The organism is Salinirubellus litoreus, assembly GCF_037335815.1.
GTDB lineage: Archaea > Halobacteriota > Halobacteria > Halobacteriales > Haloarculaceae > Salinirubellus > Salinirubellus litoreus.
This window is the reverse complement of record NZ_CP147841.1, coordinates 3,819,581-3,834,982: the sequence shown is the minus strand read 5'-3', so window position 1 is coordinate 3,834,982 and position 15,402 is coordinate 3,819,581. Positions and strand designations below refer to the sequence as shown.

At 67.4% G+C, this 15,402-nt stretch carries 12 protein-coding genes; 9 read left to right on the top strand and 3 right to left on the bottom strand.

Translation table 11 applies throughout. The annotated features are described in order from the left end of the window. The first annotated feature begins 13 nt into the window (after positions 1-13). Positions 14-1,129 (top strand): sensor histidine kinase, encoded by a 1,116-nt coding sequence (locus tag WDJ58_RS19125; protein WP_338914897.1) that lies wholly within the window; start codon positions 14-16, stop codon positions 1,127-1,129. A 184-nt stretch (positions 1,130-1,313) separates the two neighbouring features. Here the strand turns inward: WDJ58_RS19125 and WDJ58_RS19120 are convergent, their stop codons facing one another. Together WDJ58_RS19120 and WDJ58_RS19115 are read right to left on the bottom strand one after the other, a co-directional pair. Then, the gene (locus WDJ58_RS19120; protein WP_338914896.1) at positions 1,314-2,441 is read right to left on the bottom strand and encodes an NAD(P)/FAD-dependent oxidoreductase; all 1,128 of its coding nucleotides are present in this window, start codon (positions 2,439-2,441) and stop codon (positions 1,314-1,316) included. Between the two features lie 235 nt (positions 2,442-2,676). After that, a complete protein-coding gene (locus tag WDJ58_RS19115; RefSeq protein ID WP_338914895.1) occupies positions 2,677-3,795 on the bottom strand; it encodes a class II histone deacetylase in 1,119 nt (372 codons plus the stop codon). Between the two features lie 258 nt (positions 3,796-4,053). Here WDJ58_RS19115 and WDJ58_RS19110 point away from each other — a divergent pair, with 258 nt between their 5' ends. Both WDJ58_RS19110 and WDJ58_RS19105 read left to right on the top strand, forming a co-directional pair. Next, positions 4,054-5,448: an aspartate aminotransferase family protein gene (locus WDJ58_RS19110; RefSeq protein ID WP_338914894.1), complete on the top strand. Its 1,395-nt coding sequence runs from the start codon at positions 4,054-4,056 to the stop codon at positions 5,446-5,448. A gap of 245 nt (positions 5,449-5,693) precedes the next feature. After that, the gene (locus WDJ58_RS19105) at positions 5,694-6,344 is read left to right on the top strand and encodes a type 1 glutamine amidotransferase (RefSeq protein ID WP_338914893.1); all 651 of its coding nucleotides are present in this window, start codon (positions 5,694-5,696) and stop codon (positions 6,342-6,344) included. A 135-nt stretch (positions 6,345-6,479) separates the two neighbouring features. Here WDJ58_RS19105 and WDJ58_RS19100 read toward each other — a convergent pair whose 3' ends face one another. Next, positions 6,480-7,634 (bottom strand): NAD(P)/FAD-dependent oxidoreductase, encoded by a 1,155-nt coding sequence (locus tag WDJ58_RS19100; RefSeq protein WP_338914892.1) that lies wholly within the window; start codon positions 7,632-7,634, stop codon positions 6,480-6,482. Between the two features lie 148 nt (positions 7,635-7,782). Between WDJ58_RS19100 and WDJ58_RS19095 the strand changes: the two genes are divergently transcribed. The 6 genes from WDJ58_RS19095 to WDJ58_RS19070 all read left to right on the top strand — a co-directional run bounded on the left by WDJ58_RS19095 (position 7,783) and on the right by WDJ58_RS19070 (position 15,332). Then, the gene (locus WDJ58_RS19095; protein ID WP_338914891.1) at positions 7,783-9,036 is read left to right on the top strand and encodes an amidohydrolase family protein; all 1,254 of its coding nucleotides are present in this window, start codon (positions 7,783-7,785) and stop codon (positions 9,034-9,036) included. A 493-nt stretch (positions 9,037-9,529) separates the two neighbouring features. Beyond that, entirely contained in the window at positions 9,530-9,811 is a 282-nt protein-coding gene (locus WDJ58_RS19090) for an ester cyclase (RefSeq protein WP_338917879.1), read from the top strand. A 282-nt stretch (positions 9,812-10,093) separates the two neighbouring features. Continuing rightward, a complete protein-coding gene (locus WDJ58_RS19085; RefSeq protein WP_338914890.1) occupies positions 10,094-10,897 on the top strand; it encodes a hypothetical protein in 804 nt (267 codons plus the stop codon). 153 nt (positions 10,898-11,050) lie between these two features. Beyond that, entirely contained in the window at positions 11,051-11,827 is a 777-nt protein-coding gene (locus tag WDJ58_RS19080) for a CPBP family intramembrane glutamic endopeptidase (RefSeq protein ID WP_338914889.1), read from the top strand. A gap of 228 nt (positions 11,828-12,055) precedes the next feature. Beyond that, positions 12,056-13,453, top strand: a complete 1,398-nt coding sequence (locus tag WDJ58_RS19075; protein ID WP_380661259.1) for an FAD-binding oxidoreductase — start codon at positions 12,056-12,058, stop codon at positions 13,451-13,453. A gap of 151 nt (positions 13,454-13,604) precedes the next feature. Continuing rightward, positions 13,605-15,332 carry a glycoside hydrolase family 13 protein gene (locus tag WDJ58_RS19070; protein WP_338914887.1) on the top strand — a complete coding sequence of 576 codons (1,728 nt, stop codon included), beginning with the start codon at positions 13,605-13,607 and terminating at the stop codon, positions 15,330-15,332. Positions 15,333-15,402 lie beyond the last annotated feature (70 nt).

Sequence of the window (15,402 nt, the reverse complement as noted above, 5' to 3'; positions counted from 1 at the left end):
CGAGAACACCACCATGCCCGACGACACACTGGATCTACTGTTGATCGAGGACAACCCCGGGGACGCCCGCTTCATCAGGGAGATGCTCCAGGACGCGACGGAACTCGGCGAGCGGACGCTCGGCCGAGCGTGGGACGAGGGGGTCGAGCGGCCCTCCGACGACGGTGACTCGCTGACGGTGATCCACGAGACCAGGCTCTCGTCCGGGCTGGAGCAGCTCGAGCGGGGGGACATCGACGTCGTCCTCCTCGACCTGAACCTCCCCGACAGCGGGAACCTGGAGACGCTCACGGCGGTCCGCCGGGTCGCCGAGACGGTCCCGGTCATCGTCCTCACCGGCGTGCGCGATCGGGAGACGGGGATGGAGGCGTTCCACAGGGGGGCCGACGAGTACATCGTGAAGGACCAGATCAGCAGCGACCTGCTGATCCGGTCGATCTACCACGCGATCGTCCACAAGCGCGACGAGCGCGAACTCAAGCGCCAGCGGGACCGGCTCCAGGCGAAGACCGAGCGGCTCGACGAGTTCGCCGGCATCGTCGCCCACGACCTCCGGAACCCGCTGTCGGTCGCCTCCGGCGCGCTCGAACTCGCCCGGGAGACGGGCGACGACGAGCACCTGGACAGGGTCGAGGGTTCGCTCGATCGGATGAACCGACTCGTCGACGACCTGTTGACGCTCGCACGGCAGGGCGAGCACGTCGAGGACCCCCGGCCCGTTCGGCTCGAGTCGGCGGTCCGGGACGCGTGGACGTACGTCGCGACGAACGGGGCGACGCTTGAGACGGACGGGCTCTCCGGTTCGGAGTCCCTGATGGCCGATCCCGACCGCCTCGAACAGCTACTGGAGAACCTCTTCGGGAACGCCATCGAGCACGGGGGGCCGGACGTGACCGTCCGGGTCGGTCCCCTCGACGACGGGTTCTACGTCGAGGACACCGGCCCCGGCGTTCGACCCGAGAACCGGAACCAGGTGTTCGAGGCGGGGTACACGGACGACCCCTCGGGGACCGGGTTCGGGCTCTCCATCGTCCGGGATATCGCCAGCGCACACGACTGGAAGGTCACCCTCGAGGAGGGCGCCGACGGCGGGGCGCGCTTCGAGTTCGTCGACGTCGAACGGGCCTGATCGTGCGATCCGCGCGTCGGTCGAAGGGCGTGTCGTGTCGAGACGATCCGGAACGGAGCGGACGGGGCCACGAACGTCGATCAGACCACCCTCCGCAGTATCTCGGTCACGTCGACGGTGTCGACGGGCGGTCTCGGCGCACGATGCGACACGAGGTACTGCGCCGCCCCGGCACGCCCGGGGGCTACGAACGGCTCGACTTCCCGAAGAGGCTCCTGAACGGGAAGTCGGTCGACCGGGTGTCGAACCGATCCAGGCGGAACGGGTCGATCGGGAACGGCGCGTCCTCGCCGGTCAGCAGCGACCGAACCGCAGTACCGATGCTGTCGGAAGCCATCACGCCCGCCCCGTGGAACCCCGCGGCGATCACCAGATTCGCGGGACCCTCCGCCGGCGCGTCGACGATCGGGTTCGCGTCCGGAGTGGTCGTATCGGCCATCGGACAGACCTCGTAGCGGACCACCTCGCTGTCGCCGTGTGCGGCGATCGTGGGGAACGCCTCGCCCAGGAGCGTCTCGATCTCGGGGCCGACCTCCCGTTCGTCCTCGGGGGGCCCCTCGTACTCGTGCTGGACGCCGACCAGGAGGTGGCCGTCGCGCGTCCGCCGCCAGTAGCACTGGAGGACCGGATCGCCCGCCATCGGGTAGCCCTCCGGGAGGTCGGCGTCGAGGTAGGCGACGTTCCAGGTGAACTTCCGGAGCGGGAGCCCCAGTACGTCGGCCAGGAGCGGACGGGTGCCCGACCCCGCGGCGACGACCACGCTGTCGGCCTCGACGCTGCCGTACTCGGTCTCGACGCCGGTCGCCACCCCGTCCTCGACGTGGACCGCCTCGACGGCGGTATCGGGGCGGAACTCCACCCCCCGGGACGCACACTCGCGCTGCATCGTCGCGAGGAACTCGTCCACGTCGAAGAAGCCGGTCCCCTCCCAGACGAGCGCCCGCTCGTAGGGAGCGTCCTCGGCGAACACCTCGTCGTACGCCGCCCGATCGACCAGCGAGATCCCCTCGGCGCGGGCCGACTCCCGGGCTGCCTCGACGTCCGCCGGGCGGACACCCCGGACGAACTCGCGCTCGGTCCACTCGAAGACGCCCGTGCCGTCGAGTTCGCGGAAGAACGCGAGGGCGTGTTCGCTCCACTCCGGCTGGCCGGGGTAGTCGACGGGCGTCGTGATGACTCCCGAGGCGCGGCTCGACGTCCCGCTCCCGATCGCGTCGCGGTCGACCACCAGCACGTCGTGGTCGGGCGCGAGGCGGTAGGCGCTCGCCAGCCCCGCGACGCCCGACCCGACGATAGCGACGTCGTAGCTCATACCCCCGGCTTGTCGAACGCCCACAAGTAGCTATCGCCACCGACCGAACGTCTCTCCGGGGGCCCGCTTCACACGTCTCCGCGGGGCGGTCGGAAAACCCCGACTCCGGCCTGACGATCCGTTCGTGGGATCCGAACGCCGCCGGCCGATCAGTCCGCTATAGTAGCGTTTGGAACCGATGACACACTCCGGACGGGGACGTTCCCCCGCCCGTGAGTGAAGACTCCAAACGCTACTACAGCGACCAGTGGGCGGCGTGGTAGTCGACGACGTCGTCGAGTCGCCGCCGCGTCGAGTCGACGTCCTCGTCGAGCCAGGCCATCGGATCGTCGACTCCCGTCTCGATGCCGATCGCGCCTTCGAGGACGCCCAGCGTCGCGTAGGCGAGGTGGCTGATCTGGTAGCCGCCCTCCTGGACGAGCGCGAGGTTCCCGTCGGCGTGGTCGTCGGCGATCCCGCGGGCACGACGGCCGAGCGTCTCGAAGCCGGCCTTCGTCACGACGTTCCGACCCAGCGGATCGACCGTCCCGGGGTCCTGACCGGCGCTGACGAGCAGCAGGTCGGGCCCGAACTCCGCTACGACGGGTTCGACGAGCCGGTCGACCGTTTCGCGGTAGCCTCGATCGCCGGTGCCCGGCGGGAGCGGGACGTTCAGGTTGTACCCCTCGCCCGGCCCCTCGCCGTCCTCGTCGAGGTCGCCAGTCTGCGGGTGGGCCTCGGGGTCCCACGACCAGTGGTCGTTGTGGAGGCTGACGAACAGCACGTCGTCGCGGTCGTAGAAGCAGTCCTGGGTTCCGTTGCCGTGGTGGACGTCCCAGTCGAGGATCGCGACACGGTCGGCGGAGCCCTTCGAGAGGGCGTGCTCGGCGGCGACGGCGACGTTGTTGAAGAAGCAGAAGCCGTCGGCCTGTGCGGGCTGGGCGTGGTGGCCGCTCGGCCTCACGAGGGCGTAGGGGACGCCCGTCTCCTCCGAGAGCGCGTGTTCGGCCGCCGCGATCGCCCCGCCGGTCGCGCACCGGGCGGCCTCGTAGGACGCCTCGTTCGCACCCGTCTCGGCGGTCATCCGACCGCCACCGTCCGCACAGAACGCCTCGAACGCCTCGACGTACGATCGGTCGTGAACCCGTGTCAGGGCTTCTATCGAGGCCGGTTCGACGCCGGCCCAGGCGACGTGCTCGCCGAGTTCGTGCTCGACGATGTGCCGGACGTTCTCCACCCGCTCGGGGCGGTCAGGGTGTGGCTCCTCGACGGCGAGCCGTCCGGTCCACTCGGCCTCGAACTCGCCGGACGGCGGCTCGTGGTCGAGGAAACGGTCGTCCCAGAAGACGGTGAGTTCGCGTGAGAGCTCGGACATGGGTGTGCTCGGAGCGCCCGCCGGGGATCCGGGCCGGGGGTCCCGGCGGGCCGTCACCCCGGCCTTGGTTAACCCCCAACTTACGTCTTTATCGGCATTCAGTGAGATTCGTACCGACGGGCGCCTTCCCCGACCGTGGCCCCGGATCCGAGTCCGTCCGGAGGCCCTCTCGCGCCCGGGGACCGTCGGGGCCGGACGGGAACCGCCCGCCACTGCCGCCGGCAAAAGAGTGACGTCGGTCGGAACTGAGGTCCGGGCATGGAACTCTGGGAGGACGTCGAATCCGAGTACCGCGAGCGGACCCCGACGAGCCGGGAGCGCCACGAGGAGACCCGCCGTCACGTCCCGGCGGGCGTCGCGAGCACCTACCGCGCGTGGGACCCCTATCCGATCTTCGTCGAACGGGCGGAGGGGCCGTACCTCCACGACGTCGACGGGAACCGCTACATCGACTTCGACATGAACAACGGGGCCGGGATGAGCGGGCACGCCCACCCCGCGATCACCGAGGCGGTGACCGACCAGCTCGGGAAGGGAACGCTCTACACCCACCCCCACGACCTGCTCGCGGAGGCGGCCAGGGAGCTCAAGGCGCGGTGGGATCCAGTCGACCTCGTCCGCTTTACGAACAGCGGGACCGAGAGCACGATGCACGCCATCCGGCTGGCCCGCGCGTACGCCGGCCGTGACAAGCTGCTGAAGATCGAGGGGGCGTACCACGGTGCCCACGACTACGTCATGATCAGCAAGGCGGCCGAAGCAGGGAAACTCGGCCACCCGAAGCGGCCGAACAAGATCGTCGAGAGCGAAGGGATCCCCGAGGCGGTCACGGAGACCGTCGAGGTCGCGCCGTGGAACGACCTCGACGCCGTCGAGGCGATCATGGAGGAGCACGTCAACGAGATCGGGGGCCTGATCGTCGAGCCAATCGTCATGAACGTGGGGATGACCCAGCCCTACGACGAGTTCCTCCACGGGCTCCGGGAGCTCTGTGACGAGTACGGGATCGTCTACATCTTCGACGAGGTCAAGACGGGCGTGAAGGTCGCCCCCGGCGGGGCGGCCGAGCACTACGGGGTCGAGCCCGATCTCGTGACGATGGCCAAGTCCATCGGCGGCAACCTCCCCGTTGGTGCGTTCGGGGGGAAGGAGCACATCATGCGCCACATCGAGGACGGCGCGGCCCACTTCGGGACCTACAACGGGAGCCCGCTCGTCCTCCGGGCGCTCGTCACCCAGCTCCGTGACGTCCTGACCGAGCAGGCCTACGACCACGTCGACGCGCTCGGCGAGCGGCTCGTCTCGGGCTACGAGGAGATCATGGACGACCACGGGATCGTCGGTCACGTCGAGCACGTCAACTCGCAGGGACAGGTGCTGTTCACCGACGACGTCGTCAGGGACTACCGCGACTGGCTCGCCCTGATCGACGAGGAGTTCCACGAGAACTACTGGTTCGCCATGCTCAACCGGGGGGTCGTTCCGCACCCTCACCACGCCTCCCAGCAGTGGACGATCAGCGTCCAGCACGAGGCCGAACACGTCGACGAGCACCTGGAGGCGTTCAAGGACGTCGCGCCGCGGCTGGCCGACGAACAGCCCCGCCGCGACGAGTCGGGGCGGATCGAGTCCGAACCCCTCGCCGAGGACTGAGAGCCGGCCCGCTCGACAGACGGCTCTTCCCTCCCCCTTCCCGTCGTCTCCAGTACGATCCCGAGCGGCGTGACGAGCGGGAGCAGACGTCCCCCGGACCCCGCATCTCGGCGAGTTCGGAAGTCCGAGAGTTCGGGTGCCCGGGGACCGAATCGGATCGGCCGCGTCGAGAGCGCGGGGGACGGAGGAGCCGTCGCCACGGGTCGTCCGCGTGGGTTTATGCGCGACTGGGCGCTACGTCGGACATGATACTCGTCCTCGACAACGAGATCCGGTCGGAGTACCGGTATCTCGGGCCCGAGATCGCACACTTCATCCCGGACTCGGAGTACCACGTCCTCGTCGAGGAGCCCGACCACCCACGCGTAGAGGCGTTCGAGGGGGTCGTCCTCGGCGGGAGCACCGACAGCGTCTACGACGAGGACCACGGCGAGTGGTTCGACGCCGCGCTCGGGGTCGTCGACCGGTGTATCGCGGGGGGGATCCCGCTGCTCGGCATCTGTCACGGTCACCAGCTGATCAACTACGCCCTCGGGGGCGTCGTCGAGGGGGACCGACGCCGCGCGACGTTCGTCGAGATGACCGACTACCGCGAGACGGGCGTTCTCGAGGGTGTCAACCCGATCGTCCCGGTGTTACACGGGGACCTCGTCACGGAGCTCGGGGAGGGGATGGAGTCGGTCGCCCGGACGGACTACGACCCGCACTTCTGTTCGGTCCACCGCGATGTGCCCGTCTGGACGGTCCAGTTCCATCCCGAGTTCACCGAACGGGTCGAAGACCGGCCGAGCGACTGGGACCCGGGATCGCCCGACTTCGAGGGGGTGAACGCGACGCGGGTGCTGGAGAACTTCGCCGCGCTGTGCGTCGACGAAGCCGAGCCCGCCGTCCGATAACCGCGTTCCGGCCGCCGACGTGCCGTCGATCCGTCGAGCGGGCGATCCGGTGTCGAGCGGCCACCACCCGTCGAGCGGTCACTCGGTGGAACGGCGAGTCGGCACGTCGGGGCGAACTACCGACCGCCGTCCGGCTCACCGGTCGTCCCACCACTCGACGGCGTTGCCGATCTCGAAGGTCTCGTCGCCGGGGTACCGCATCGGATCGAAGGTCGACGGATCGACGATCGGGTCGCGGTCGAGGACGAGGTCGGCGAGCAGCCGGGCGGCGAAGGGGCTGTTCGAGATCCCCTCGCCGTTGAACCCCGCACAGACGTAGAGGCCGTCGACGTCCGTCTCCCCGACGTGGGGGTGACGGTCGGGCGTGGCCGAGACGCGGCCCGCCCAGTCGTCGTGGAGGGTCGCCCGTTCGAGCGCCGGCATGACGTAGGGCGCGCGCTCGGCGACCTGCCCGAGGAACGGGATCAGCGCGCGGGTGCGGAACCTGTCGAGGTCCCCGATGTGGGTAGAGGTCCCGCCGCCGAACAGGACGCGACCCTCCGGGGTCGGCCGGCCGTAGACGCTGAAGTCCGGGGCGGACCAGATGGGGACGTCCATCGGCTCGGGCGGGTCGAGGATCGCGATCTGGCTCGTGCGGGGCTGGAGGGCGACGTCGGTCCCCGCACGCTGGAGGAGCGGTCCGGTCCACGCCCCGGCGGCGACGATCACGACCGGCGCGTCGTACTCCCCGGCGTCCGTTTCGACGGTGATGCGTTCGTCGCCGTCACCGGGACCGAGGTTCCGAACCGTCTCGATAGCCAGCTCGACGCCCGCCTCGCGGGCGGCGGCGTGGACCGCGAGCGTCAGCCGCTTCGGGTCCGTGTAGACGGCATCCCGCATGCGGAGCGCCGCCGTGACCTCCCCGGTAGCGAAGGCGGTCTCCCGCTCGGCGAGCTCCTCGGCGGTCAGAAGTTCGGTGTCGAGGGTCGTCGAGTCGGCCTCCTCACGGAGGGAATCCGCCCCCTCGTCGGTGTACGCGACGGAGTAGGATCGCTCCCGGTGGAGCGCGAGGTCGTCGTTCGTCGCGGCGAGCTCCTCGTAGAGTTCGCGCCCGAGGCGGGAGGCCGCCGCGCCGAACCGCTCGTGTCGATACGTCGTGAGGTTTCCCGCCGCGCGCCCGCTGGCCTTGCTCGCCGGCCCCTCGCTCTCCAGGACGAGGACGTCGGTCATCCCGGCACGGGCGAGCTGGAGCGCACAGTTGGCCCCGGCGATACCCCCACCGACGACGACGGCGTCGTGTTCGTGGGTCATAGCGAGGGTATCGAGGGTCGGGACGAAAAGGCGTCGCCCGGCCGACCACGTTCGATCGGGCACACACCCGATCGAGACCGCACTCCGGGAGGTCCGGGTCCCGCCGCTCGCTCCGAAGTGATTTGCGGGTGGGCCGTGATCGCGAGGTATGACAGGTGATCTGATCGTTCGAAACGCGTACCTCCCCTCCCGGGACGCCGTCGTGGACATAGCGGTCACGGACGGCGCGATCGCGGCGGTGGGATCGACCGCAGCGGCCGACGCCGCCCTCGACGGACCGCGCGAGATAGACGCCGGCGGGAACCTCGTGTTCCCCGGGTTCGTCGACGCGCACGTCCACTTCGACCAGGCGCTCAGCGCGGCCGGCGAGCGGGTTCCGAAGCACAACGACGAGCCGTTCGACAAGGCCCGGAACATCGCCCGCACGGTCGAGTACTTCGAGGGGACCGACGCCGGGACGCTGACCGGGAACGCGGTCGAGTGCGTCCGGATGGCCGTCGCCAACGGCGTCCTCTTCGCCCGCGCACACACCTACATCGACCGGACCGTCGGGACGAAGGTGATCGAGGCGATCCTCGAGGCCCGCGAGACGGTGTCGGACCTGTTCGACGTGGAGGTGGTCGCGTTCCCACAGCGGGGGCTACTCGACGGCCCCGAGGTTCGGGAAGCGGCCCGGGAGTCGCTCGAACTCGGGGCAGACCTGCTCGGCGGTATCGACCCCGCCTCGGTCAACGACGACCTCGAACGGACGATCGAGACCTGGTTCGAGGTCGCCACCGAGCACGACGTCGACATCGACGCGCACGTCCACGACGGGGGGACGCTCGGTACCTACACGCTCGAGCGGGTCGCCGAGCACGCCGTCCGAAACGGGTACGAGGGACGGGTCACGGCGAGTCACGCGTTCGCGCTCGCCGACGCCGCCGTCAGGTCCGGCGACCCGCGAGTGCGGGGAGAGCCGCTCGCGTCGGTCCTCGACGCGCTCGAGCGGGCCGACGTCGGGCTCACCACCTCCTACCCGAGCACGCCCCCCGGGATGCCTATCGGGGCGCTCCGCGAGCGCGGGATCACCGTCGGGCACGGGAGCGACGAACTCCGCGACCTCTGGGTTCCCCACGGCAACGCCGCCCCGACCGAGGGGGCGCTCGTCCAGTCGCTCAGGCTCGACCGGAGCTACACCTACTCGACGAACCCCGGGCTGGCACACCTCTGGAACCTCCTGACCCACGGGGGAGCGGACCTCCTCGGCATCGAAGGGTACGGCGTCGAGGTCGGCACGCCCGCCGACCTCGTGGTGATGGACGCCCCGTCGCCGCAGTGGGCGGTCCTCGGGCAGGCCGACACCGAGTACGTGATCCGGAGGGGGAAGGTCGTCGCCGAAGAGGGGGCGCTCGTCGTCTGATCGGGGACGGTCGGATCGAAGCGGCGCGGATCGGCCCCGTCGGACGACCGGGGCGCGGAGACCCCAGAGGCAGTCGCGTCGGCATCGAACGAGCGTCGAAACGGTTCTGTTGGAACCCCCGGCGGTCGATACAAACGGCGTGCGGTGAATACAGCGCGTATGTCGCACAGGACCTCGTTCCGAGCGGAGCGGTCGAATCGGGCAGTACGGTGCGAGGAAACAACAGTTAACGTACCACACGGCGTAGGGGGTTCTGGTATCCGCTTCACAGTCAAGTCGGAGATGGGACACGTCGAGTGAGGCGCGATGAAAGAGGAGCCGATGGCAACGACCACAACCGAGGAGAACAAGCGTCTCTGCCGTCGCGTGGTGGAGGGGGGCAACGAGCAGGATCTCGCGGTCTTCGATGAGCTATAGTAGCGTTTGGAACCGATAACACACTCCGGACGGGGACGGTCCCCCCGTCCGTGCGTAAAGACTTCCAAACGCTACTATATTCGCTGAAAGGGTGATCGATCACACCCCGTTCGGGGAGACCAAAGGCCTCGAGGGAATCAGGAGGACCGTCGACGTCCTCTTTAGCGCCTTTCCGGACTACTCGGCGACCATCGATGAACTGATCGCCGAGGGTGATACCGTCGCGCTGCGGACGACAAACCGAGGAACCCACGAGGGGGATTTTCTGCATCTTGAACCGACGGGCGAGCAGTTCGAGATGGAGAGCATGGTGTTTGCTCGCATTGAGGACGGGAAAGTCGCCGAACGGTGGGTGTAGAACGACATGCTCGGCCTCGTGCGGCAGCTCGGAGCCGTCGACCTCCTCGGGGAGTAGGGCGACTAACTTCCCCGTATGTTCTCCACACCGAATCGAGATCGCGGTGTGGAACGGCCAGATACGGAGATCATCCGAATCTCGCACACGGATTCTGACTCGATTTAGGTAGTTTGTCCACCCAATGCTGTATACAGCGCGTGTATGTCTCGGTGAGAGATCTGCAGAGGATAAATAACACTACATGTTAGCCCTCCTTATCTACTCCAAGACCGTCTCTCTCTCATGTCCTCAGCAGAGGGTGTCACAGAACGCCAACACCCGACCGGAGAACTCGAGCGTGGAATTGCAGCGAAGGTACAGCAGATACGTCCCTCAGTCCAGCCCTCCCCGATGCAGGGATACGAACACGTTCGCGGCTTCGGCATCTATGCGCTGCCGTTTGATTCTGGCCACGTTCTCGCGCTTCGCGTGTTTCCCGAGAACGACTTTGCCCCATACACGACGGTCTGGCATCGTACGCCCGACGGGCGATGGTCCATCTACGTGGACGGGCCACGCCACGATACTGCCTGCCCTCGGTACTACGGAACCGCAACGGACCACGTTCAGTCCGCGACCATCACGCTCGATTGGATCGGACCGATGGAGCTACAGGTGCGGATGGATGACCCCGAGCTTCACTTGACCGTCCGGATGGACGCGCCCCTGACTGCGACGATTCTGAACGCTATCGGCGCTCGCTTCCCGGCCAAGATCTGGCGCGTTCCCGGAGTTGCATCGCTGTTCGCTCGGGTGGCGGATACCGTGTTCGATATCGGTGATGTGACGCTGATCGGCACCGCCCCGAACGGCCAGCGTGCGATTCTGATGCCTCGTCAGATGTATCCCATCGAATCTGCTGTCGCAACGCTCGATGGCGACGACCTGGGTGAACCGACCACGAGTGAGACGAATCCAACTATGGGGAACGTTGCGTTTCCTGCTCGGCCCATGCTTGCAATCGGCGAGGCGTACTTCGAGATCCTCGACCGATCCGAGTACGATCGGACTCGCGCGGAACTGAACGAAACCAGCGTGTCATACTGAATCCATGCGCTGATCTCGTACGCCCATCCTGACAGCAACTGAGAGGGTGTCTGTAGCCCTGCTGCATCCAGTGCGCTTCGTTAGCACGACTGGGGAGACGAGTCCCCCACCGTGTCAATACACCTATAAGTACGGGTGAATCGTGTAGACGGCATGGCATCACTCGTCGAGCGTCGTCCAGTCGCGTTCACCCTCGGATTCGGAGCCGCGATGATCGCACTGACCGTCGTCGTTCGGCTCGCACTCGAAGCGCTGGTCCCGAGTCTCACGCTTCACGGCATCGGCCTCGTCCTGAACTGGCTCTTCGTCGCCATCGTCGTCGGCCTCGTCGCCTGGCTCGGCTGGTGGGAAAAGATCCGACTCACGACCCCGGTCAACCGCCGTGCGCTGGTGTATCTGCTCCCGTTCGGCGTGATGGTGTTGGTTCCGCTCGCGTTCGGGCTCGCCATCCCCGAGGTGTCGCTGGTCGAGGGGACGACACTCCCCTCGTGGGCGGCCCTGGTCGTCATCGTCGTCGGGGTCGCGCTGGGGGCCGCCCTGTCGGAGGAACTACTCTACCGTGGCGTGTTCCTTCGGGCACTCGAACCTCGGGGCCGGGTCCTCGCTGTGGTCCTGCCGGCCGTCGTGTTCGGGCTCTCCCACGTGTCCCAGATCATCCTCGGGAATTCGATGGCGGAATGGCTCCCGCAGATGATTCTGATCATCCCGCTGGGGATCGGTCTGGGTGCGGTTGCCTTCCGTCTGAAGAGTCTCTGGCCACTCGTCCTCTGGCACTTTGCGGTCGATGTAACGGGCCTCCTGGCCGCGAATCCGTCGCCGCTGATGGAGCTGGCTGCCATCGGCCTGATCGGCGTGGTCTTCGTGATGGGCGTCGGCCTCCTCTGGCAGGATCGGCGTCTGCCGACGCCGCCGCGAGTGGCGCAGGCCTGACATCGACAATCCCATCTGGAGGGTAACGAGTCGTCGGGCTCGCTCTCGAGGTCGTGACCCGATCTCCTCGAGACGCAGTTCCGACTCGAACGTGATAGAGGGCGCGTCTCTCACACGACTCGAGAGTGATCCGTAGCTGGGCCCCCGATAAATTATGGAAAACCATAATTAAAAATTATGCACAACTACTTATCCTCCCACTGCATACGGTACCCCGGAGAAAATGTCTTGGCGATTCACATCACCCCGTTAGACGATAGTACAGTATCAGAACTCGAGACGAAGTTCCGCGGTGAACTCCTCACACCGGGGACACCGGAATTCGACGAAGCACGGACGATCTGGAACGCCATGATCGACAGACGCCCCGCGCTGATTGCCCGGTGTGCGGGCGTCGCCGACGTCATCGCAGCGGTGAACTTCGCCCGTGAGCAGGACAAGCCGATCGCGGTGAAGGGTGGGGGTCACAATATCGCCGGGAACGCGATGGTCGACGATGGGGTCGTGATCGACCTCTCACTCATGAAGTCCGTCCGTATCGATCCGGAGGCCAAGACTGCGCGGGTCGAACCGGGCGTCATACTCGCGGAGTTCGACCACGAGGCGCAGGCCTTCGGCCTCGCCACGCCCGTCGGATACAATTCGACGACGGGGATCTCCGGCCTGACGCTCGGCGGGGGCTTCGGCTGGCTCTCCCGCAGGTACGGTCTCACCGCTGACAACCTTCGAGGGGCGGACGTGGTCACGGCCGACGGGCGTCTCGTTCACGCAAGCGGGGACGAGCACTCCGACCTCTTCTGGGGGCTTCGCGGCGGTGGCGGTAACTTTGGCGTCGTCACGTCTTTCGAGTTCGACCTCCACGAGGTCGGTCCCGAGGTGCTCTCGGGGCTGCTCGTCCACCCGTTCGAGGACACGGCCGAGGTGATGGAAGCCTACCGCGAGTTCGTCGCCGAGGCTCCTGACGAGGTCACCGCGTGGATGGTCATCAGGCACGCGCCACCGCTCCCGTTCATCCCGGGGGCGTGGCACGGGGAGAAGGTGCTCGTCATCGCGGTCTACTACGACGGCACTATAGCCGACGGCGAGGCAGTCCTGCAGCCGCTGCGGGAGATCGGCGAACCCATCGCCGACGCCATCGGCCCTCACCCCTACGTCGGCTGGCAACAGGGGTTCGACGGCTTGCTCACCCCCGGCGCGCGGAACTACTGGAAGTCCCACAACTTCGTCGAGTTCACCGATGGGATGATCGACACCTTCGTCGAGTACGGCGAGTCGCTTCCCACACCGGAGAGCGAGATCGCCATCGCCCAACTCGGCGGTGCCATCAACGACGTGCCCGTGGACGCGACGGCGTACCCCCACCGGGATGCGGCGTTCCTCATGAACCTCCACACGCGGTGGATCGATCCGGCCCAGGACGACGAGTGCATCGCCTGGACGCGTGAGGTTCACGAGGCGATGACCCCCCACGCCACCGGCGGCGTCTACGTCAACTTCATCTCCGAGAAAGTCGGTGAGGAGGACGCCGCCTACCGCGAGAACTACGACCGGCTCGTGGAGGTAAAGCGGACGTACGACCCGGATAACCTGTTCCACATGAACCAGAACGTCGCGCCGACGGCCTGATTCGGTCGCCGGACTGGCTCCCCCGGCTGTTCCCTCTGTCGTACAGACCCTCCGTATACAGGTACGGTCCCCGAGACGTATCACGTTTTAAGGTTTCAGTAATGCCGTCGAAACGTTAATCCGGAGACGAGTTATCTCTCCACCGACTCCGATGCCTTCCGACGACGGACGCTCCTCGCAAGCGCTGGATCGACGGTGGTGGAAGGAGGCGGTCGTCTACCAGATCTATCCGCGGAGCTTCGACGACAGCGACGGCGACGGGATCGGTGACCTCCCGGGCATCACCGAGCGGGTCGGCTACCTCGACTCGCTCGGCGTCGACGTCGTCTGGCTCTGTCCGGTCTACGAATCCCCGCAAGCTGACAACGGCTACGACATCAGCGACTACCGCTCGATCGCCCCCGAGTTCGGGACGATGGCCGACTGGAAGGCGCTCCTGGAGACGCTCCACGCACACGACATGCGGCTGCTCATGGACCTGGTGGTCAACCACACCTCCGACGAGCACGAGTGGTTCCGGCGGTCCCGCCGGGAGGAGGTGGGGTACGAGGACTACTACTACTGGCGCGACGGCGGCGAGGACGAGGAGGGGAACCCCACGCCGCCGAACAACTGGGGATCGTTCATGGGCGGTCCGGCGTGGACGTACGACGAGGTCCGGGGAGAGTGGTACCTCCACCTGTTCGACGAGAAGCAGCCGGACCTGAACTGGCGGAACCCCGACGTGCGCGAGGAGATCGTCTCGCTCGTCGACTGGTGGCTCGAGAAGGGCATCGACGGGTTCCGCCTCGACGCGATCAACTTCATCTCCAAGCCCGAGGGGCTCCCCGACGGGAACGCCGACAGGCACCCGACCGGGGTCGACGTGTTCAGCCACGGCCCCCGCGTTCACGACTACCTCCGGGAGCTGTACGACCGGACGATCTCGAACTACGACGTGATGACCGTCGGCGAGATGGGGGAGACGACCGTCGAACTCGCCGGCGAGTACCTCGGCGAGGACGGCGACGGGCTGGACATGGTCTTTCACTTCGAGCACATGGACGTCGACGCCGGGCCGCGGGGGCGCTGGGACCCGGGGGGGTGGGGCGAGTGGAGCCTGCCGGAGCTAAAACGGATCACGAGCCGCTGGCAGACCGACCTGGAGGGGTGGAACGCGCAGTACCTCGGCAATCACGACCAGCCGCGGATCGTCTCGCGGTTCGGCGACGACGGGCGGTACCGGGTCGAGAGCGCGAAGCTCCTCGCGACGTTCCTCTTGACCACCCGCGGGACGCCGTTCGTCTACCAGGGCGAGGAGATCGGCATGACGAACACGACGTTCCCGGACCTCGACGCGCTCGACGATCCGATGATGATCGGTGCCGTCGAGGACGCGCTCGCGGCCGGACGGGCGGGCTCGTTCGACGAACTCCGTGGGTTCGTGAACTACCAGAGCCGCGACCACGCCCGGACGCCGATGCAGTGGTCGGACGACGAGCACGCGGGATTCACCGCCGGCGAGCCCTGGTTCGACGTCAACGGGAACTACCCGGAGATCAACGTCGCGGCGGCGCGGGCCGACGAGTCCTCGGTGTGGCACCACTATCGCGACCTGATCGACCTCCGGGGCGAGCACGACGTCCTCGTCTACGGGGGGTACGATCTCCTGCTCCCCGACCACGAGCGGGTGTACGCCTACACCCGGACGCTCGACGACGAGCGGATGCTGATCGTCCTCAACTGGTCGGGCGAGCCCACCCCGGTCGACCTCGAAAGCGCCGAGGTCGACCTCGACGGTACCGACTTCTCCGTCTGCCTCTCAAACTACGAGGACGGGGTGACCGCCCCCGACGGGCAACCGTTCCGGCCCTACGAGGCGGTCGTGTACCGGTACTGATGGAGTTGTCTCCCACCTGCGGCGGGCATCTATCGCGCTCCGCGGTGCCGTGTACCCCCACGCGAACACC